This window comes from Nocardia sp. NPDC004278 (assembly GCF_053602975.1).
In genome coordinates this window covers 217671-235850 of the sequence record NZ_JBSGEQ010000009.1, presented here as the reverse complement: position 1 = coordinate 235850, position 18180 = coordinate 217671, and the positions used below count along the sequence as shown (strand labels likewise).

At 66.5% G+C, this 18180-nt stretch carries 20 protein-coding genes and 1 pseudogene; 15 read left to right on the top strand and 6 right to left on the bottom strand.

Features of this window, described 5'->3' with window-relative positions; genetic code table 11:
* The first annotated feature begins 33 nt into the window (after window positions 1-33).
* Window positions 34-918, top strand: coding sequence for a LysR family transcriptional regulator (locus tag ACWEO2_RS17050; RefSeq protein ID WP_452406157.1), 885 nt, complete (start codon window positions 34-36; stop codon window positions 916-918).
* Window positions 919-1131: 213 nt separating this feature from the next.
* Here the strand turns inward: ACWEO2_RS17050 and ACWEO2_RS17045 are convergent, their stop codons facing one another.
* Window positions 1132-1944, bottom strand: coding sequence for a helix-turn-helix domain-containing protein (locus ACWEO2_RS17045; RefSeq protein ID WP_452406156.1), 813 nt, complete (start codon window positions 1942-1944; stop codon window positions 1132-1134).
* 133 nt (window positions 1945-2077) lie between these two features.
* On the opposite strand from ACWEO2_RS17045, the gene ACWEO2_RS17040 reads away from it, so the two are divergent.
* Genes ACWEO2_RS17040 through ACWEO2_RS17030 form a run of 3 tightly spaced genes read left to right on the top strand, consistent with a single transcriptional unit; the run spans window position 2078 to window position 3971 of the window.
* Window positions 2078-2521 (top strand): hypothetical protein, encoded by a 444-nt coding sequence (locus tag ACWEO2_RS17040; protein WP_452406155.1) that lies wholly within the window; start codon window positions 2078-2080, stop codon window positions 2519-2521.
* On the top strand, window positions 2518-2940 hold the full coding sequence (locus ACWEO2_RS17035; protein ID WP_452406154.1) for a hypothetical protein: 423 nt from the start codon (window positions 2518-2520) through the stop codon (window positions 2938-2940). Before ACWEO2_RS17040 ends, ACWEO2_RS17035 begins: the two co-directional genes overlap by 4 nt.
* A gap of 11 nt (window positions 2941-2951) precedes the next feature.
* Window positions 2952-3971: a zinc-dependent alcohol dehydrogenase family protein gene (locus ACWEO2_RS17030; RefSeq protein WP_452406153.1), complete on the top strand. Its 1020-nt coding sequence runs from the start codon at window positions 2952-2954 to the stop codon at window positions 3969-3971.
* 215 nt (window positions 3972-4186) lie between these two features.
* On the opposite strand, the gene ACWEO2_RS17025 is transcribed toward ACWEO2_RS17030, so the two are convergent.
* Together ACWEO2_RS17025 and ACWEO2_RS17020 are read right to left on the bottom strand one after the other, a co-directional pair.
* On the bottom strand, window positions 4187-4411 hold the full coding sequence (locus ACWEO2_RS17025; protein WP_452406152.1) for a hypothetical protein: 225 nt from the start codon (window positions 4409-4411) through the stop codon (window positions 4187-4189).
* Window positions 4412-4446: 35 nt separating this feature from the next.
* Complete coding sequence (locus ACWEO2_RS17020; RefSeq protein ID WP_452406151.1) at window positions 4447-5229, bottom strand: HNH endonuclease family protein; 783 nt, start codon at window positions 5227-5229, stop codon at window positions 4447-4449.
* A 644-nt stretch (window positions 5230-5873) separates the two neighbouring features.
* On the opposite strand from ACWEO2_RS17020, the gene ACWEO2_RS17015 reads away from it, so the two are divergent.
* The 3 genes and pseudogenes from ACWEO2_RS17015 to ACWEO2_RS17005 all read left to right on the top strand — a co-directional run.
* Window positions 5874-6746, top strand: coding sequence for a haloalkane dehalogenase (locus tag ACWEO2_RS17015; protein WP_452406150.1), 873 nt, complete (start codon window positions 5874-5876; stop codon window positions 6744-6746).
* Window positions 6747-6829: 83 nt separating this feature from the next.
* Window positions 6830-7759 carry an RNA polymerase sigma factor gene (locus ACWEO2_RS17010; protein WP_452406149.1) on the top strand — a complete coding sequence of 310 codons (930 nt, stop codon included), beginning with the start codon at window positions 6830-6832 and terminating at the stop codon, window positions 7757-7759.
* 30 nt (window positions 7760-7789) lie between these two features.
* A pseudogene (locus ACWEO2_RS17005) lies at window positions 7790-8092 on the top strand (acyl-CoA thioesterase); the annotation flags it as partial.
* Window positions 8093-8170: 78 nt separating this feature from the next.
* On the opposite strand, the gene ACWEO2_RS17000 reads toward ACWEO2_RS17005, so the two are convergent.
* Complete coding sequence (locus ACWEO2_RS17000; RefSeq protein WP_452406148.1) at window positions 8171-9331, bottom strand: TDT family transporter; 1161 nt, start codon at window positions 9329-9331, stop codon at window positions 8171-8173.
* 70 nt (window positions 9332-9401) lie between these two features.
* On the opposite strand from ACWEO2_RS17000, the gene ACWEO2_RS16995 reads away from it, so the two are divergent.
* Window positions 9402-10358, top strand: coding sequence for a LysR family transcriptional regulator (locus ACWEO2_RS16995; protein ID WP_452406147.1), 957 nt, complete (start codon window positions 9402-9404; stop codon window positions 10356-10358).
* Window positions 10359-10383: 25 nt separating this feature from the next.
* On the opposite strand, the gene ACWEO2_RS16990 is transcribed toward ACWEO2_RS16995, so the two are convergent.
* Window positions 10384-11052: a phosphate signaling complex PhoU family protein gene (locus ACWEO2_RS16990; RefSeq protein WP_452406146.1), complete on the bottom strand. Its 669-nt coding sequence runs from the start codon at window positions 11050-11052 to the stop codon at window positions 10384-10386.
* 207 nt (window positions 11053-11259) lie between these two features.
* Between ACWEO2_RS16990 and ACWEO2_RS16985 the strand changes: the two genes are divergently transcribed.
* The 4 genes from ACWEO2_RS16985 (at window position 11260) to ACWEO2_RS16970 (ending at window position 13935) form a co-directional block, all read left to right on the top strand.
* Window positions 11260-11652 (top strand): nitroreductase/quinone reductase family protein, encoded by a 393-nt coding sequence (locus ACWEO2_RS16985; protein WP_452406145.1) that lies wholly within the window; start codon window positions 11260-11262, stop codon window positions 11650-11652.
* An 85-nt stretch (window positions 11653-11737) separates the two neighbouring features.
* Window positions 11738-12181, top strand: coding sequence for a hypothetical protein (locus ACWEO2_RS16980; RefSeq protein WP_452406144.1), 444 nt, complete (start codon window positions 11738-11740; stop codon window positions 12179-12181).
* A 115-nt stretch (window positions 12182-12296) separates the two neighbouring features.
* On the top strand, window positions 12297-13004 hold the full coding sequence (locus ACWEO2_RS16975) for a hypothetical protein (RefSeq protein ID WP_452406143.1): 708 nt from the start codon (window positions 12297-12299) through the stop codon (window positions 13002-13004).
* Between the two features lie 49 nt (window positions 13005-13053).
* Complete coding sequence (locus ACWEO2_RS16970) at window positions 13054-13935, top strand: aminoglycoside phosphotransferase family protein (RefSeq protein WP_452406142.1); 882 nt, start codon at window positions 13054-13056, stop codon at window positions 13933-13935.
* Window positions 13936-14186: 251 nt separating this feature from the next.
* Here ACWEO2_RS16970 and ACWEO2_RS16965 read toward each other — a convergent pair whose 3' ends face one another.
* Complete coding sequence (locus ACWEO2_RS16965) at window positions 14187-14738, bottom strand: TetR/AcrR family transcriptional regulator (protein ID WP_452406141.1); 552 nt, start codon at window positions 14736-14738, stop codon at window positions 14187-14189.
* Window positions 14739-14991: 253 nt separating this feature from the next.
* Between ACWEO2_RS16965 and ACWEO2_RS16960 the strand changes: the two genes are divergently transcribed.
* The 3 genes from ACWEO2_RS16960 to ACWEO2_RS16950 all read left to right on the top strand — a co-directional run bounded on the left by ACWEO2_RS16960 (window position 14992) and on the right by ACWEO2_RS16950 (window position 18176).
* A complete protein-coding gene (locus ACWEO2_RS16960) occupies window positions 14992-16215 on the top strand; it encodes a cytochrome P450 (RefSeq protein WP_452406140.1) in 1224 nt (407 codons plus the stop codon).
* A gap of 121 nt (window positions 16216-16336) precedes the next feature.
* Window positions 16337-17497, top strand: coding sequence for a sensor histidine kinase (locus tag ACWEO2_RS16955; protein WP_452406139.1), 1161 nt, complete (start codon window positions 16337-16339; stop codon window positions 17495-17497).
* A gap of 22 nt (window positions 17498-17519) precedes the next feature.
* Entirely contained in the window at window positions 17520-18176 is a 657-nt protein-coding gene (locus tag ACWEO2_RS16950) for a response regulator (protein ID WP_452406138.1), read from the top strand.
* Window positions 18177-18180 lie beyond the last annotated feature (4 nt).

Genomic DNA, 18180 nt, shown 5'->3' with positions numbered 1-18180 from the left:
TGATCTTTCAAATCCCTGTGATAACAGTGTGTTATGGAATTGGCGCAACTCCGTTCGTTTCTCGCGGTGGTCGATGAGGAGGGGTTCACGCGGGCCGCGGCTGCTCAGCATCTGACCCAGCCGGCAGTCAGCTTGCACATCAGCCGGCTCGAGCACGAGCTGGGGCAACGCCTCTTCGACCGGACTGGAAGGCGGGTGACCCTCACTGACTTCGGCCAGTTGGTCCTCGGCGACGCACGCCTGGCCGTGGCAGCGACGAGCAAGATGCAGTCAATGGCTGACGAGGTCACCGGCCTGTTGCGCGGCCGACTCCGACTAGGCTCGGTCGCATCGGTCGACTTCGATCTGATAGGCCTCGTCGCATCCTTCCATGAGCAACATCCAGCTATCGAACTGTCCCTTGTCGAGGATCGCAGTGAGCGCCTGACAGAACTGTTGCTGACCAACAGGCTCGACGCAGCGGTGGTGGCGTCGTGCCATGAATCGATAGACAGACTGGATGGAATCCTCGTCGCAAACGAACCACTCGTTGCCATTGCCGCGCCCTCGTACGGTCAGTGGCCATCCTGCCGGATGCTCACCCTGCATGACCTTGTCGACCGACCGGTCGCGACCTTGCCGATCGGGACCGGCACTCGCGCCGCGCTAGATCACGCCTGCCACCAGGAAGGCATCGCCCTCGATATCAGGTTCGAAGCGAACACCCCAGCCACCTTGCGCGACCTCGCAAGCGCAGGTCTGGGCATCGCGATCCTCCCAGAACCGGTCGCCCGAACGCCAGGCGTGCGTGCCCATCCGATCGGTCCAGTCGCAATCCGAACACGCCTGTCAATTCTGTGGGTCGGCGATCAACCGTCATCGTCGATCGGCCGAGCCTTCACCCGACACGTCTCGGACAGACTGGCCAGCGATGCCTAGCGCCTGACTTGCGCGTGCATCCCGCACATCGGTTACGCATGGCGGCGCCCGCGGGCCGCTCGGTGCGCGGAGAGCGCGAGATCACTAGTCCCCCATCCAGATAGCTTGCTGCTTCACCACTTCGGCTACTCGCCGAGCGTAGTCATGTGGCGTCGAATACGGCCTTGGCGACCACCACTCGACTACCTTCGACCGTTGCCTGGACGGGAGGAGCTATCTGGACGCGGCAGTGGATTGGCGTTGGTCGGCGCGGTGGCGGAGGATTTCGGCGGTCTGGTCGTCGGCGGGGAGGAAGGCCTCGAGGTGGAGTTCGGAGAGGGTGATGTCGACGGCGGTGGCGAAGCTGGTGATCGTGGTGATGAGGCGGAGTTCGCCGTCGGGGCTGCTCAGGCGTAGGGGGACGGCGAAGCCGAGGTGGTCGGGGCCCAGGGTGGCTTCGGGGAGGTAGCTCTCGAGTTCGGCGATGAATTCGTCGAGGTGGGTGTCCGGGCTGCGCAGGGCCTTGCCGCGCAGGCTTTCGGTAACGTGGCGGCCCCATTCGGGCAGGTTCTGTACGCGTCGGGCCAGCCCATCGGGGTGTAGGGCCAGGCGGAGCACATTGATCGGTGGGGTGATCAGTTCCGCCGCGGCCCCTTCGGTGAGGATGTCGAAGGCGGCGTTGGCGGCGACGAGTCGGCCGTAGGGGCGGGTGACGACCGCAGGGTAGGGCAGGTGCCCGTCGAGAATGCGCTCCAGTGCGGTCCGGACCGGGCCCAATTCCGGTGTGTCCAGGTCGGATTCGGGGAACACCGGGGCGTATCCCGCGGCGAGCAGCAAACCGTTGCGCTCGCGCAGCGACAGCTCCAGCGATTCGGCCAGCCGCACCACCATGGTGCGACCCGGCCGCGAGCGTCCCTGCTCCAGGAAGCTCAGATAGCGCTGGCTGGTATCGGCGCGAATGGCCAGGTCGAGCTGGCTCACGTGCCGTTGCGTACGCCAGTGCCGCAACTGCTGCGCGAACGGACTTGGCTCTACCACCGTGGTCATGACTCCAGTGATATCCGACCCGGCGCACCCGCGCCATTCCCGACAGGGAATCAACGGGCCACCCGCGCGCTTCATCGGTGTCATTCCCTGGAGGGAATCGCGCGGCGGCGTCGCGCTCGTAAAACTCTGAGCCATGAGCAAGCGATTCGATGACAACGACCTGACCGCCTTCGCCGAGCGCTACATGGCCCAGTGGAACGAGTCCGACCCGGAACTGCGCCGCAAGCTGATCCACGAGATCTGGGCCCCGTCCGGTGCGCAGACCCTGGTCGATCCGCCGCTGGAGATTCGGCAGGCGGCCGCCCAACTGAACTTCGCGGTACCCGCACTGGAAGTGCGCGGCCACGACGCGATGCAGGCACGGGTGACCCGCGCCTACGAGATGTTCGTCGCCTCCGGCGAATACCTCTTCGAGGTGGGCGAGCCCACCGAACTGCCCGCCGGTCTGATCGGCCTGCCGTGGTCGATGGTCGCGCGCGCCGACGGCTCTGTCGCGGGCGGCGGCTACGAGGTCATCGGCCTCGACGCCGACGGCCGCATCACCTTTGACCACCAGTTCATCGAGGGCGTGCGATGAGTGCGGTGCGTGCGGCCGGGCTGGCGAAGACGTTGCGGTACAGCCGGATCGTGCGCACCGCGGACGGCGGTTCGCGATTCGTCGACGCCGAACTGGCTTTGGCCGATCGCACCCTGGCCACGGGTGTCCCCGCGATGGCCGTTGCCGGATTGTCGTCGGCGGCGGCCGTGACGTATTTGCGCAGTGCGCAATTCGATAGCGACCCGCATCCGGCTCCGGCCGAACAGTGGGTCGTTATGCTGCGCGGCCTGATCGAGGTGACCACGAGTGACGGCCGCAGCCGGCGCTTCGGCCCCGGCGATCTCGTCCATGTCGAGGACACCGACGGGCAGGGGCACGTCACCGTCGGTGTCGGTGACGCCCCCTTCGAGGCGCTGTTCGTGCCGACCACTGATTTTTCGATTGCTACCGAGAACTGAGAGAGCAGATCATGAATGCCATTGCCTACCACCTCGATCCACTGCACGGCCTGGCCGGGCTGACCGTTCGGGAGCAGGAGGTGCCGGTGCCGGGGCCGAATCAGGTGGTCATCAAGGTGCGGGCGGCCTCGGTGAACAGGCGGGATCTGATGCTGATGGACGGCATCTATCCGCTGCCTGCGACCCCGGATATTGTTCCGCTCTCCGATGGGGTGGGAGAGGTCATCGCCGTGGGCGACAATGTGACTCGCACCGCGCTCGGCGACCGGGTCACCGCCACGTACTTCGTGCGCTTCGTCAGCGGGCCGCAGCGGCTGGCCCTGGTCGCCGAGCAGTACGGCGCCAACTACAACGGCATGCTCGCCACTTACGCCGTGCTCGAACAGGATTCGGTGGTGCATGTGCCCGACCATCTCACCGATATCGAGGCGGCCACGCTGACCTGCGCGGGAGTCGTCGCCTGGGCAGCGCTGACGAAACCCGCGCCGGTCGGACCGGGTGAGACGGTGCTGACCGTGGGCAGTGGCACCGTTGCGCTGTTCGCCGTGCAGTACGCGAAAACACTGGGTGCCCGGGTCATTTCGATCACCTCGGGCCCGGATAAGGCGGAGCGGTTGCACAAGCTCGGCGCGGACGAGACCGTCGACCGGAGCGAGACACCCGACTGGGACGAGAAGGTACTCGAACTCACCGATGGACACGGTGTCGAACATGTGGTGGAGGCCGTCGGGCTGCCCACCCTGTCGAAATCGGTGCGCTCGGCCGGATACAACGCAATGATCACCATGATCGGCGCATCGCAGCTGCCGAAGGGACAGCCATTCGAGAATCCGTTCGTCGGACCGTATCTCGGGATCCGCCGGATCGCGGTCGGCAGCCGCGACGATTTCGAGGCAATGAACCGGACCATCACCGAACACCGCGTGCGCCCGGTCATCGATCGGACATTTCCACTCGATCAGGCGGTGGAGGCGTACCGGTACTTCCGCGACGACAATCCGTTCGGCAAGGTCGTCATCACCATGCCCTGAGTCAGGGCAGCCGTTGGGTTCGCGTGTCATGGCGGCCTTTTCGGCCTGGGTGATCCAGGGCCGATCGGCCGCCTTGATTCGAATCTGCCCGGTCACATGGGTGCATCAGTATTCCTCGCGCTGCGGCAGCCTGGTCGCTGCAATGGAGCACCTTGCCGATGTAGGTTCGGTACGGCCGATCCGGAACTCCGACCGGCGGCAATGTGACTCGGCGGTCAGGCCTCGAACGGCACGATATTGCCCGCCACGTCACGGGTTCCCGCGTTGGCTTCGATGGCGGCCGCGAGTTCGGCAACGGTGGTCCAGGTGCGCGGTGGTTCGGATTCGATATTGCCGATGGTGTACCAGGTCTCGTTGCCGCGATAGCGGACCAGACCCTTACCCGTGTCGTCGACAGCGACATCGAGCTCGCCGGAAACCGTCCCTTCCTCCTCGGTCATGACGGCTGCCTTGACGGAAATCTCGATGATGTCGCTTATTTGAACTCTCCTCGACGGACGCAGTCATCGACTGCGTTGCGCAGTGCGGTGTGTTCGGCGGGATCAACGGTCAGCGCGTATTTTACTTTGATCTTGACATAGTGCTCGATATAGCCACACCGGAAGTTTCCCGGCGGCAGATAGTTCGCGGCGTCTTGATCGCCCTTGGAGCGATTGGCCGACGGATCGGAGGCGATGAGATTGATGGCGTCATTGGCAATGCGGCGGCGGGTATCTTCATCACGCTTGTCCGCACCCGAGCGCCAGGCCTCGGCCAACGGCACGATGTGCTCGGCATCGACGGTGGCCGGATCGGTCATCCACTTGTAGGGCTTGAGTTTTCCGGTCTTCGAGTCGAGGAATCCGTACTGGTCGCGCCAGCCGCCGTCCTTGCCGACGGTGAGTTGGCAGGTCTTCGGGTCGAGTTCGACCGAGCCGGTGGCGTCGCGCAGCATCATCACATCTCGGGTGGTGCACTTGCTGTACTGCTCGAATTCGGTGCCGAATCCGTGCTCGGCCTTATTCGTATCCCAGTGCGGGAACTTCTCGCGGCTGTAGCCGTCCATCGCTGCCTCCGGCGCGTCGACCAGCTGCCCGAGCAATGCGGTGATGTCCTTACCGGAAATCGTTGCGGCGCTGGCGGCACCAGGCGCTTTGCCGCCGCTCTTACCGGTCCAGTCGTCGAAGAAGGAATAGGCGACGGCGACCACAATGGCCAAGACGACGGGTGCGCAAACGGCGAGTACGCGACGCACGGGGCTGGACGACAACCACTTCACAACGATCGAACTTCCTAGCCTCGCACCGATGAATTTGTCGGGCGTCAAGCTACCGTCGGCCGCCCGTCCCGTATGTGATTGTCACGTATGACGTTCGGCACATCCAGTGGGAGAACGTTCTGTGCGGCAATGTGACCGAGCGGTTTGTGTCCGGCACACACAAAACCGCCCCTGAGTCGCCGTGCCGGCGCCGACTCAGGGGCGGTCGTGTCACGAAGGAGTTGGTCCCGCTGGCGAGTGAACGGGCCGGGTGTCCAGTCCAGATGATCCGTTCGGGCGACTCCACGAGGCTGATGAGGGAAGTCTCGTCGAGTCGTCGTACCGCGGGTGACTCCTTGTGACGGTCTGTGTGCGAACTTCATTGTTCTTACGTAGATAGACAGTAGATCAGTCCGAATTCCTTTGTAAACCCTTTACCTAATTCTGAGAATCTCCTGAATTCCGCGATGAGTGTTTGAAGTATGTACTACTCACATACGGAATTAGGTTTACCTGCGGTTGTGTTGAGCTCCGTTCCGGGTGGGCGGCGGCAGGCAGGGTCCGATGGGTGACGAGCGTCACATCGTGCGGCTGTCACAACGGGCACGGAGTGTGTGTCGAAACCGGGTGCAGGCACAGAGCAGGATCAAGGAAGGACCCGCATCATGGCTACCGTCGACGTTCTCGACTCGTTCATCAACTACACCGATACCGGTTCCGGTTCGGTACCGGTGGTGTTCCTGCACGGCAACCCCACCTCATCGCACCTGTGGCGCAATGTGCTCCCGCATGTCGCCGGGCAAACCCGGGTACTCGCGCCGGATCTGATCGGCATGGGCGCGTCCGGGAAGCCGGATAGCGCCTACCGGCTCGAGGATCACGCCCGCTACCTGGACGCCTGGTTCGATGCACTCGGCCTCGATCAGGTCGTCATCGTGGGCCACGACTGGGGTGGCGCGCTCGGCATGCACTGGGCCGCACGGCATCCCGACCGCATTCGCGGCATCGCACTGATCGAGACGTTCCTGCGGCCGATGAGCTGGGACGATCTCCCGCCGCTCGGCGCCGAACTGTTCCGCAAGTTCCGCTCGGCCGAGGGCGAGCGAATGGTGCTCGAGGAGAATATGTTCATCGAGTTCAACCTGCCGAGGGGCGTTGTCGACCTGTCGCCCGAAGATCACGATGTGTACCGCGCGCCCTTCCCGACACCGGAATCACGCAAGCCGATGCTGGCCTGGTCGCGCGAATTCCCGTTGGACGGCTCGCCCGCCGATGTGGTTGCGCTGGTGCAGAACTACGACCAGTGGGCAGCCCGGAGTCCCGAGGTGCCGAAGCTGCTCATGGGGCTGGACAACGGGGTCGGGCTCGGCTCGTCCGAGGTGATCGCCTGGGCCGGCGAGACTTTCGCCAGCGCCGAGGTCGTCTCGGTCGGCCAGGGCGGACACCACGCTCCGGAGGATCAGCCCGATGCGATCGGCACGGCGGTCGCGAACTGGTTGCGCGCGCATTCGCTGACGACGGCGACCGCGAGTGCGTAAGGGGGTGCGCCGCGCGGAGCGCTGATCGACCGGCTCCGCGCGGGGGGCTTGCGCTCGACCGGATGGCGCCGAAGGATTGTGCGGTGGAACCCGAGCTATCGCAGTCCGAACAAGCCTCCGCCGCCGATGTGACCAGGATCGGACTCGGCGATGACGTCGAGGGTGCGGTGCCGGCCGAGGCGCGGGCTCGGGAGCGGGAACTCGTCGATCGGGCCATTGCCGGTGACGGGGCCGCCATCTCGGATGTGGTGCGACACCTGCAGGATCCGCTGTATCGGCTGGCGCTGCGCATGGTGTGGCGGCCCGCGGAGGCCGAGGATGCGACGCAGGAGATCCTCTTGCGGGTGGTCGGGAATCTCGCGACTTGGCGGGGTGAGGCCAAGCTGCTGACCTGGGCCTACCGGATCGGGGTCAACTATCTGCTGAATCTGAAGCGGCAGACGCCGCAGGAGGCCGCGCAGCTCAGCCTCGACACATATCGGGAGGGTTTGGCGGACGGGCTGGCGGCCGAGGACTACCGCGGGCCCGAGGCCGAGGTGCTCGCGCACGAGGTGCGCCTCAATTGCAGTCAGGCGATGCTGCAGTGTCTGGCCCGTGACGAACGGGTTGCATTCGTGCTCGGTGAGGTCTTCGAGCTCAGCTCCACCGATGCGGCCTGGATTCTGGGTATCTCCGCATCCGCGTATCGGAAGCGGTTGGAGCGGGCCAAGAAACGCATCGCGACGTTCTTGAATTCGACCTGCGGGGTGGCGAATCCGGAGGCGTTCTGCCGCTGCTCGCGGCGGGTGGACAAGGCGCTGGCACTCGGGCGCGTCGATCCGAAGCGGCCCGTCTTCGCCGGCCATGCGGTCAGTGCGGGCGGGCGCAATGTCAGCGCGGCCGAGGAGCAGATGATCCGACTGCACGATGCCGCGGCGGTGATCCGGGTCCACCCCGATTACGCTGCGCCGCAGGCGAAGATGGACGCGATTGCCGGACTGCTGCACTCGGGGCGCTTTCCCTTACTCGACTGAGCGGCTCACGCATTCGCCGGGATTCGGGTGCTCTGGGTTCGCGACCAGCCCGCACGTCCACTGGACTATCCGGCTCTTGCCGCGCTCAGCGATGTGTTCTTCCCGCGCGTGATGCTGCGACTCGGCCGGGTGGTTCCGGCCGGAACCGTCACGCTGACCGTGTATTTCCACGCCGATGCCGATCGCCTGGCCGCCCAGTCCGACCACCCGCTGCTGGCCGCCGCGCGCTCCCAGCACTTCGGCAATGGATTCTTCGATCAGGCCGCCGAACTGTGGGCGTACGACGGTGGGTTGCTCGCGACGAGCCGTCAGCTGGTGTACTTCAAGGCCTGACAGCGGCATGGAAATGTCTTGGGCCGGAATGCCGCCGAGGGCCCCGCGCTGGGACGGGGCCGCGGCAGTCGTTCGTGATCAGGCGGCGGGGGTCGGTCGCAGGAGCGGACCGGTGTGGACACCGCGGATGGTGTGTGCCGCGACGACCACCCAGGCGGCGACCAGTCCGATGTAGAGGACGACCGCGGTGACGGCGAAGAGGTCGGCGCCGGTGTGGCCGTAGAGCACGGTGCTGCCGGTGATGCAGGTGCCGAGGGGGAAGGTGAAGCCCCACCAGGTCATGTTGAACTTCAATTCGCCTGCGCGGGTGGTCTTTATGATGACCGTGGCCGCTAATGCCAGCCACAGCATTGCGAAACCCCAAGTGACGACGCCGAAGATGACCGAGAAGACGGTCAGGCCCTTGGTGTAGAGCTCGGGCAGCACGGATGGACCGGCCTTGGCGAGAAGTCCTGCGGCAGTGACGGATTGGCCGAGCGGGCCGAGCACGATACAGAGCGTGGGAATCATGTTCGCGGGTGGGAGGTCATGGTGCACCAGGCGGGACCAGATCATGGTGATGGTGACAATGGAGGCGATCAGGCTCAGACCGAACATGGCCAGGCAGAGCAGGATCATGGTCAGTCGCAGCTGTCCCTCGGGGGCATAGGGAACCAGCAGCGCGCCCATGGCCGCGGACACCATCGGGGGCACCACGGGCATCAGCCAGCCACCGAAAGCGGCATCGGGTTCGATGCGGTGGTGGGTGAACATTCGGTAGGGGATGGCGACGGCGGTCATCAGGCCGAGTACGGTGCCGACCGACCAGAGCACCCAGTCGACGGTGAGTGCGGCGCCGAGGCCGATCACATCGCGGCCGAGTAGCAGGGTGCCCCCGCCGACGGTCAGCAGTGCCATGGGTGGGGCGCCGTAGAAATGCGCCATGACGGGGTGGTCGCGGTGGCTCCGGGCGACCTCGGGGTAGCGCATCCGGTGCATGGCGAAGGCGATGGTCAGTACCACCAGCAGCAGTGCGGCCGACGCCCAGACGGCGGTCGCCGCGCCGCGCAGTTCCGGAAACTGCAGGGGCAGGGTGGCGGCGGCATTCGCGACGATGCCGGTGCCCATGACGGCGGCGAACCAGTTGGGGCCGAGGTGTCGCAGCGATCGGGGCTCGACTGGGCGGCGGGTCCTGTCGCGTTCGAGTTCGCCCAGGAGACGCCGCGAGCGTGCGGGGCGGAAGGTCACTGTGGCGGCCATGGATCCAGATTCGTCGGCTCGAGTGGCGCCGAGTAGCCACGGCGTTTCTATGGGTGCATAGACTCGTTCTATGCCCTTGTCTCCGCGTGTTCCGGATCTGGCCGCCCTCGACTTGCTGCTTTCGGTCATCGAACTGGGCAGCCTCGGGCGTGCGGCGCAGGCACATGGGATCAGCCAGCCGTCGGCGTCGTCACGCATCCACTATCTGGAGAAGCTGGTCGGCCTGCCGGTGCTGGAGCGCAGCACCCTCGGTTCGCGGCCGACTCCGGCCGGGGTATTGATCGCCGAATGGGCGCGCGGGGTGATCGACGCGGCCGGGCAACTGGACGCGGGCATCGACACATTGCGTGCCCAACGCGATTCCCACTTGCGCGTGGCGGCCAGCCAAACCATCGCCGAGTACCTGTTCCCCGGCTGGCTCATGACCTTGCGCGGCGCCGCACCCGATACCACCATCGCGCTGGAGTCCGGCAATTCCGTCGAGGTGGCCCAGGCGGTGCTCGATGGCAAGGATGTCATCGGCTTCGTCGAGAGCCCGGGGAATTTCCGCGGCCTCGAGAGCCATATCGTGGCCCGCGACCGGCTTGTTGTCGTGGTCGCCCCGCAGCATCGGTGGGCGCGGCGCGGTTCGGTCGAACTCGCCGACCTCGCCGCGACCCCGCTGATCCAGCGCGAGACCGGTTCGGGCACCCGCACTTGGTTCGAAAATGCTGTCGCGCAGGCCATTCCAGGGTGGAAACCCACTGTCGCGCTCGAACTCTCTTCAACCACCGCGATCAAGACCGCGGTCGCCTCCGGTGTCGGTCCCGCAGTGCTCAGCTCGCTGGCCGTAGCCGCCGAAATTGCCGCGGGCACCTTGGCGTCCCCGGCCATTACCGGCCTGGACCTGACCCGAACCCTCCGTGCGGTCTGGCCCTCCGGCCAGCGCCTCACCGGTCCGGCCCGCGACCTCTACGCCATTGCCGGCCGCACGACTGGATCCGGACCGAGTTCCGACCCCACGCAGACGGGATCCGCACCCGCCTAGCGTCGGATTCGGTGCGGTGGACCTGCTATTCGGCGTCGGAAGGCTGTGCGGCCGGGGGAATTCCGGTGTCCAGAAAGCGGATCAGGCGATCGATGCGGTTGGTGTGGTCGATGCAGCGCTCCAGTTTGTTACCGACCATGGCGATATCGATGGCGGCCTCGGTGGGGTGGGTGTGGGTCGGGTCGGCGAGGGCGATATGGAGTTGCCGATGCAGCTGATCCATTGCGAGGGAACCGGATTCGGGGGTGGCTGACTCACGCCCGGTGGCAACCGTTTGGCCCGCGAGGGCGGTGTAGTGGCCGGCCAGCCGGCCCATCGCGGTGAGGATATCCATAAGATGTTGGGGTGCAACGGGTTCCGGATGATATTTGTAGACCTGATCGGCGACGCGGCTGATCAGCCAGCCGATCCGGGACAGTTCACCGGCGATCTGGATCGCGGTCACGACGTGGCGTAGATCACGCGCGACCGGCGCCTGCAGCGCGAGCAGCACCACGGTCCTGGCCTCGCAGGCCGAGTACATCTTCTGTAGCTGTTCGTCGTGCGCGAAGGCCTCATAGGCGGCGGCGAGATCGGCGTCGCCGAGCGCAGCGGTGACGCGCTCGGCGGCATCGTGGGCGAGCCGACACATGAGCGTCAAATCATTGGTCAACGCGAGGAGCTCGCGAGTGAACTGGGTCCGCACTTGGCACATTGTCGCGCATCGCCGCGCCATCGCGTACCTGAATCTCGACTCCATCGCAACGTTGGCAGGAACGGACAGGCCATAACACTCGGGCTGGCACCGGCAATCTGCGGGCGGGTGAGTGGACAGAGCGCCACCGATGTGGCAGTGAGGGGACGCGCGGGGGTTCGCCGTTGGTTCCGACTGGTTTTGATCTCTCCGGAGTAGCGTCGCGGTATGGCGAATCTGCGGGATGTGCAGCATCGGGTCGTGACGACTCTGCAGCGGCGGGTCGCGAATCCGATGCTGCGGAGGTTGCCGACGCAGCAGCTGCTGGAGACCGTGGGGCGGGTGAGTGGGCAGCCGCGGGTTACGCCGATCGGTGGCCGCCGGGTCGGCAACGCGTTCTGGCTCGTCTCCGAATTCGGTGAGCGCTCGCAGTACATCCGAAATATCAAGGCCGACAATCGGGTTCGAGTGCGGCTGCATGGGCGTTGGCGTACCGGTACCGCGCATCTGCTGCCCGACGATGATCCGCGCGCTCGGCTGCGGGCCTTGCCCAAGGCCAATAGCACGGCCGTTCGGCTGGTCGGCATCGACTTGCTGACCGTCCGGATCGATCTCGACTGACCGGACCGCTGCCACAGCTCGACGTCGTCGGCCCTCGCAGTATCCGGCGATAACTGGCAAGTCGATCTCGGGCACTGCGACGGTGATGCCGGAACTCGCGCGCTCGGGCGATCTGCTCGCCGCCACCATCATGACCAGGGCCCCGAAGATCGCCCAATTGCTCAATAGCTTTCAGCTCGCGGCTGGCGATATCGCCTGGGCCGGTCCGGCCACCACGGCCGGTGCGCCTGATCTGGTGCGGTTCGGTCAGGCGCTCGACGATCTCGTCGAGGCGGTCGGTCGGCTGGTGACGGCCGGGAACAGTCCGCAGATGTACCTGGCGGGCAATGGCCTTGTGCCGTTTCTGCAACGGGTGACCGAATGGATGGACAAGGTCGGGCCGGAGCTGAAATCGCTGATCCCCGGATTGCGGCCACTCACCGACGCGGTCACCGCCAGCGCACCGCGTATCGACCTCAGCAGCCTGATCGGCCAGGCGCTGCACGAAACCGGCGATGACGCCGTCAAGGTGCGCGTCGGCGTCAGATAAGGCGTTGGCCGAAGGGAACACGCGCCGAGAAACCTGATCTTTCCTGCCGCGACTTCGGTAGCCTGCCAGCAGAGTTTTCGTGAAGGTAGTCCCTACTCGGCACGAAGGCGGTGCGATGGTGCAATTCGGCGGTGCGGCACCCGGCGGCAATCGCGGAACCGATAACACGCGCGTCCTAACCGTCGCGGCCGTCCTAGCCGCCACACTTGCGCTGGTGGTCGCGATCGCGCTGCTGCGATCGAATCAGGATTCGGATAGCGACGTGCCGTCCTCGACCGTGAAGTCCACCTCCGCGACGCTACTGACCACCGCCCGCCCGGCACCCGCACCCCCGATCTCGCCGCCATCGAAATCCATGCAAGCGCGCAAGCGCGGTGACGATTGCTCCCACGAAAACGTCATCGCCCAATGGGACCTGCGCAACGGACTCTGGGTCTGCACCCCCCTGCTGCAGGGCCCCGAGGTGCACCAGGTCGGCGACGACTGCTCCCACGACGGCATTGTGGCGCAATGGGGCAGGTCGCCGGAGGGCCACTGGACCTGTATCCCGCAGAGCCCGGCCCTGCAAGAGGTACCACCGGCGGCCGAGACCCCGATCCCCGCGCCGGTTCAGACGCAGCCGAACCCGGTCCCGAATCCGGCACCGATTCCAGCGCCGGTGCCGGAGAATCCGGTCCCGAATCCAGCACCGGTGCCACAGAATCCGGTCCCGAATCCAGCGCCGGTGCCAGAGAATCCCGCACCCGCACCCGCACCCGCACCGATTCCGGACAATCCGTTCCCGGGTCTACCGCCGCTGCCCGTGATTCCGGGTCTGCCGTAGTCACCGGCTGCTGGGGAAAATCGTTCGACAGGGCTGAGAAGCTCGATTGGTGATCGTTGTCCCCGAATTCTTCGCCGATCGTCTCGTCAGGTTGGAGCCCGCGGCGCGGGCGTGGGTGGCCGGGCTGCCCGAGCTCGCGGCCCGCTACGCCGAGCGCTGGCAGCTGCGATTCGAGGGCGAGCTCATGCATGGTTACGGCGGTTTGGTACAGCCCGCCGTGCGTGCCGATGGCAGTCAGGTGGTGCTCAAACTCGGCTATCGCACCCCCGAGACCAGGGACGAACCGGTCGCGCTCGCGGCCTGGCAGGGCCATGGCGCGGTGCGACTGCTCGATAGCGACGCCGAGCACGGCGCGCTGCTCCTCGAACGACTCGACCCCACCAGGTCATTGGAGTTCGAGCCCATCGACGACGCGGTGCGGATCATCTCCGTGCTGCTGCGCAGGCTCGCCATTCCGGCACCCCCCGGCATCTCCCGGGACCTGCGCACCGAAGCCGAGCGTCTGGTCGAGGAACTGCCGAAGGATTGGCAGCGCTTGGGCGCCCCCTTCCCGCGCAAGTTGCTCGATGCCGCCGTCGAGGTCTGCGCACAACTCGGCCCGAGTGCGGACCGGCTCCTGGTGAACGAGGACCTGCACTATGAAAACGTCCTCGGTGGTACCCGCGAACCCTGGCTCGTGATCGACCCGCAGCCCTTGGCGGGCGATCTCGAATTCACCACCCTGTCCCTGCTCTGGAACCGCCGAACCGAATCCGGCCTCGATGACCGCTTCGCCACCGTCGTCGATATCGCCGGACTCGATCCGGACCGCGCCCGCGCCTGGACCCTGGTGCGCGCCGTGCAGAACTGGCTCTGGTTCGTCGAAGGTGAGGACACCGAGGACTTCGGCTGGCCCGCCGTCCAAGTCATCGCCCCATGGGCCGTGCGCTGACCTACCGGCGATGCGCAGAAAACGACTCCACGCCACCCGCCCGGCCGATGCTCCCTGGCGAAACCGCCTGCGTTCCAAGCCAACAGAGACCAGGCCGCCCAACTTTTCCGCCCGCCGCACCGTACGCCGTCGCTACTGGTGAAGAAGGGTCGCCGGGTGATGCCGATGCCGCGGGAATTGCGCTGGGCGAGAGGTAGGCGATATCGCCTCGACCGAAGGTCGGAATCCGGTGGCCCGCCTCGGAAAATTGGTTACGCACCGAAGGCGGGCAGCACGTACCGCTCGACGAGCGTTCGCTCCGCGGCGGGATCGGTCGCGGGCCAGAACAATAGCGAGAGCACGACGCGGACTATCCATTGTCCGGCAATCGGATCGTCGCCGGTTCCGGTGAGTTGTGTTGCGGCGTCGGCCAATCGGGGATTGTTCGCGAGGTATTCGTCGACCTCCGCCGGGGTGGTTGCGGTCAGGAAGGCGGTGGCGACCGGGTCGGCGCGGACGGCGGTCAAGGCCGCGAGAATCGCGTGGGTGATGCGGTCCGGGCCGGTGTGGGCCGCGGCGGAGTGCCGGATGGTTTCGGCGATGCGGGCGGTGGCCCCGGCCAGGACGGCATCGCGCAGTGCCGACTTGCCGCCGACGTAGCGGTAGACGGTGGCGCGGGAGCAGCCAGCCGCGGCGGCGACGTGATCGATATTCAGTCCGGCCATGCCCTTGCGCGCGATGAGGTCGGCCGCGGCGGCGTGGATGCGCTCGATCGCGAGGTCACGGCGGTGGCCGCCAGCGAGCCAATCGGGCAGACCGGTCATCGCGACCTCCTGATTCGCTGACGAAGAACTCGGGATTTTCGGTCAGATACGGTTGAAGAACTTTGTCTCAGAGTGAGACATTCTAGGCGAGATCGCCCAGCGGAGCGGCAGGTGGGCGGCGGGCCTCGAGACAGCGCGCGACCTGTGGATTCGGTGCCGGATTCGCAGTTTTTCGAGGCTATTGACGCGGGTGGTCGAGGCCGCGAAATCTGGTGTGCGGAAGTAGAAATCGTGCGTCGGAAAGGCGGAGCGAATGACCCGCGCATTGAATGACATCGACCTGTTCGACCCCGGGTTGCTCGACGATCCCTACCCGCTCTATGACCGACTGCGCACCGACTCGCCTGTGCACCGCATCGCGGACACCGATTTCTACTTGGTCAGCCGCTGGGATCTGGTCATGGAGGCGACCACGCGCCCCGCCGACTTCTCCTCGAACCTCACCGCGGCCCTGGTGCGGCAACCCGATGGTTCGGCCGGGGTTTTCGATTTGGACGGCGGCGGACAGGCGATCCATGTCCTGGCCACCGGCGACGACCCGACCCATCAGGCGCACCGCAAACTGGTGCTGCCCGCCCTGGTCGCCAAACGCATTCGCGCACTGGAACCCACCATCGCCGCCACCGCGGATCGCCTGTGGACGGCGGGTTTCGGTGCCGGACACATCGAATGGATGTCTGCCATGGGCGACCGACTGCCGATGACCTTGGTGGCCAACCTGATCGGCCTGCCCGACGACGACATTCCCCAATTGCTCACCTGGGGCTATACCAGTAATGAACTGCTCGACGGCGTGGTCACCACCGACCGTCTGGTCGCCGTCGTCACCGCCGCCACCGAACTCGCGGGCTATCTGCGCCGACAGCTCGTCCGAGCCTGCGGCCACCCCGACGACAACCTCCTCGGCGATCTCGCAAAGGCCTGTGCCGCAGGCGAACTCGCTCGCGATGTCGCCGTCCTGATCCTCGTCCAACTCGTCGGCGCGGGCGGTGAGTCCACCGCGGGACTCATCGGCAACGCGACCCGCATCCTCGCGACCGACCCCACCCTCCAGACCCGTCTGCGCACGGATCCGGACCTGCTCACCCCGTTCCTCGAGGAGGTGCTGCGCCTGGAATCCCCCTTCCGCGCCCACCACCGCCACGTCGTCCGCGACACCACGCTCGGCGGCACCGATCTCTCCGCGGGCAGTCACCTGCTCCTCCTCTGGGCCGCCGCCAACCGTGACCCCGCCGTCTTCGCCGCCCCCGACGAACTGCACCTGGACCGCCCGGCCCAGCGCAATCACCTGGCCTTCGGTAAGGGCATCCACTTCTGCGTCGGCGCGGCCCTGGCCCGGCTGGAGGCCCGCGTGGCCCTGCAAACCCTGCTGACTCGGACGGCCGCATTCCGACTCGCACCCGATCCCGCTGCGGCTCAATGGGTTCCCAGCATCTTCGTGCGTCGCCACCACCGCCTCGCCCTTGTCGCCGAATAGCTCCAGCTGCCCGCTGGGGCGCTGAGCGATCACCATTGAGCCTGGGATACGGCCTTCGGGAGGACCGACCTCCTCCGACGGCAGGAGTTGCGGTCCGCACCAGCCGGGCATCATGGTCTGCGTGGTGGATTCGGGTGTGACCAGGGGCGCGGACTGGCTGCTCGACGCGCGTGCCCTACCGGTTCGGCTGGGGGTGCTGCTGACCTCGGCGACGGGCTGTCTGCTGCTGCTTTCGGATGCGCCGGGGCCGGTGGACTGGATCATCGGCCTGCTCGCGGTGTGCGCGACGGCGGGCGGTATTCGATGGCCGTTCACCACATCACTGCTGGTGACCGGGCTATTGGTGCTCGGCTTCGAGATCGGCGGTACGGGTCCGCTGGTGCCGAAGGTGGGGGCCGCCATCGCACTCATCGAACTCGCCGCACGCCGCGGCGGGTGGCAGCCGTGGGTGGCGGCGGGAGCGTTGGGCGGGGCGTATCTGCTGCATCCGGCCGGGGCGGCCGCCGCGACCGGCTACCGGGCATTGGTGATGGCGGGTGCGCCGCTGCTGATCGGATATCTGCTGCGTGCCGCGCGCGAGGGTGCGGATCGGGCCCGCCGGGCCGCGGGGGAGATCGCGCAGCGTCGGGAGGCCGATATCGCGGCCGCGCGGGCCATGGAGCGGACCGCCATCGCCAGGGAATTGCACGATCTGATCGCCCATCACGTCTCGTCCACCGTGCTGCGGGTGGGTGTGGCCCGGCATGCGGTACCGGACGCGCCGCCCGCGGTGCGTGAGGTGCTCGACGATATTCACGCCAGCGGCACCGAAACCCTCGCCGATCTGCGGCTGCTCGTCTCCGTGCTGCGCGATCCGGCAATGGCGGGCGAATCCTTCATCGCGCCAGCGGATCTGCCGGGAGCGGTCGCCGCCGTCGCGGAGCGGGCCGAACAACTGGGCACCATGGTGGCGGTGCAGGTCGACGCTGCCGTGACGGAAGTGGATGCGCTACGGGCGTTGACCTTGCTGCGTCTGGCGCAGGAGGGCGTGGCGAATGTGGTCAAGCACGCGGGCTCGGGCGTCACGGCTCGGCTGACCATCACCGCACGCACCGACGGTGCGGTCGATTTCATATTGTGCGACAACGGGATTCGAACAGTCAACGGCTCCGGGAACGGCCTCGGACTGGTCGGATTGCGCGAACGCGTTGAGCTGCTGGGTGGCGAGTTCGTCGCCGGGCCGGGTGATTCCGGTTGGCGACTCGACGCATCCCTGCCGCCCGCGATTCGGGTGGCGTCGTGAAGGTCCGGGAGAGCGTGCGGCCATGACCATTCGAGTATTGATCGTCGACGACCAGCAACTGGTTCGGGCCGGGCTGCGCATGCTCTGCGAGACCGATGACGAACTCGAGGTCGTCGGGCAGGCGGCCAGCGGGGGCGAGGCCGTGCGGCTGGCCGAGCAGACCACGCCCGATGTCATCCTGATGGACCTGCGCATGCCGGGAATGGACGGAATTCGCGCCACCGAACGGATTCTCGCGATGCGGCCATCGATCCGCATCGTCGTCCTGACCACCTTCGACGATGACGACCATCTGTATCCCGCGCTCGCGGCGGGAGCCTGCGGGTTCCTCGTCAAGGACGCCTCGCCCACCGATCTGCTCGATGGCATCCGCCGCGCCGCCGCGGGCGAATCGCCCTTCACTCAGGCCGTATTGCAGCGACTGGTGGATTCGGCGGTGGCCGCACGGGAGGCCGCCACGACCAACGATGATTTCGATGCGCCGCAGGGACTTACCCGACGCGAAGCCGAGGTGCTCGCCTTGGTATCGACGGGTCTGTCCAATGCCGAGATCGCCGAGCGTCTACATCTCGGCGTCACGACGGTCAAAACGCATATCGGCAATCTGATGACGAAAACCGGTGCCACCAACCGGGTTCAGCTCGCCGTACTCGGCGCGACGAACGGGCGCCGGCGCTGAGTTC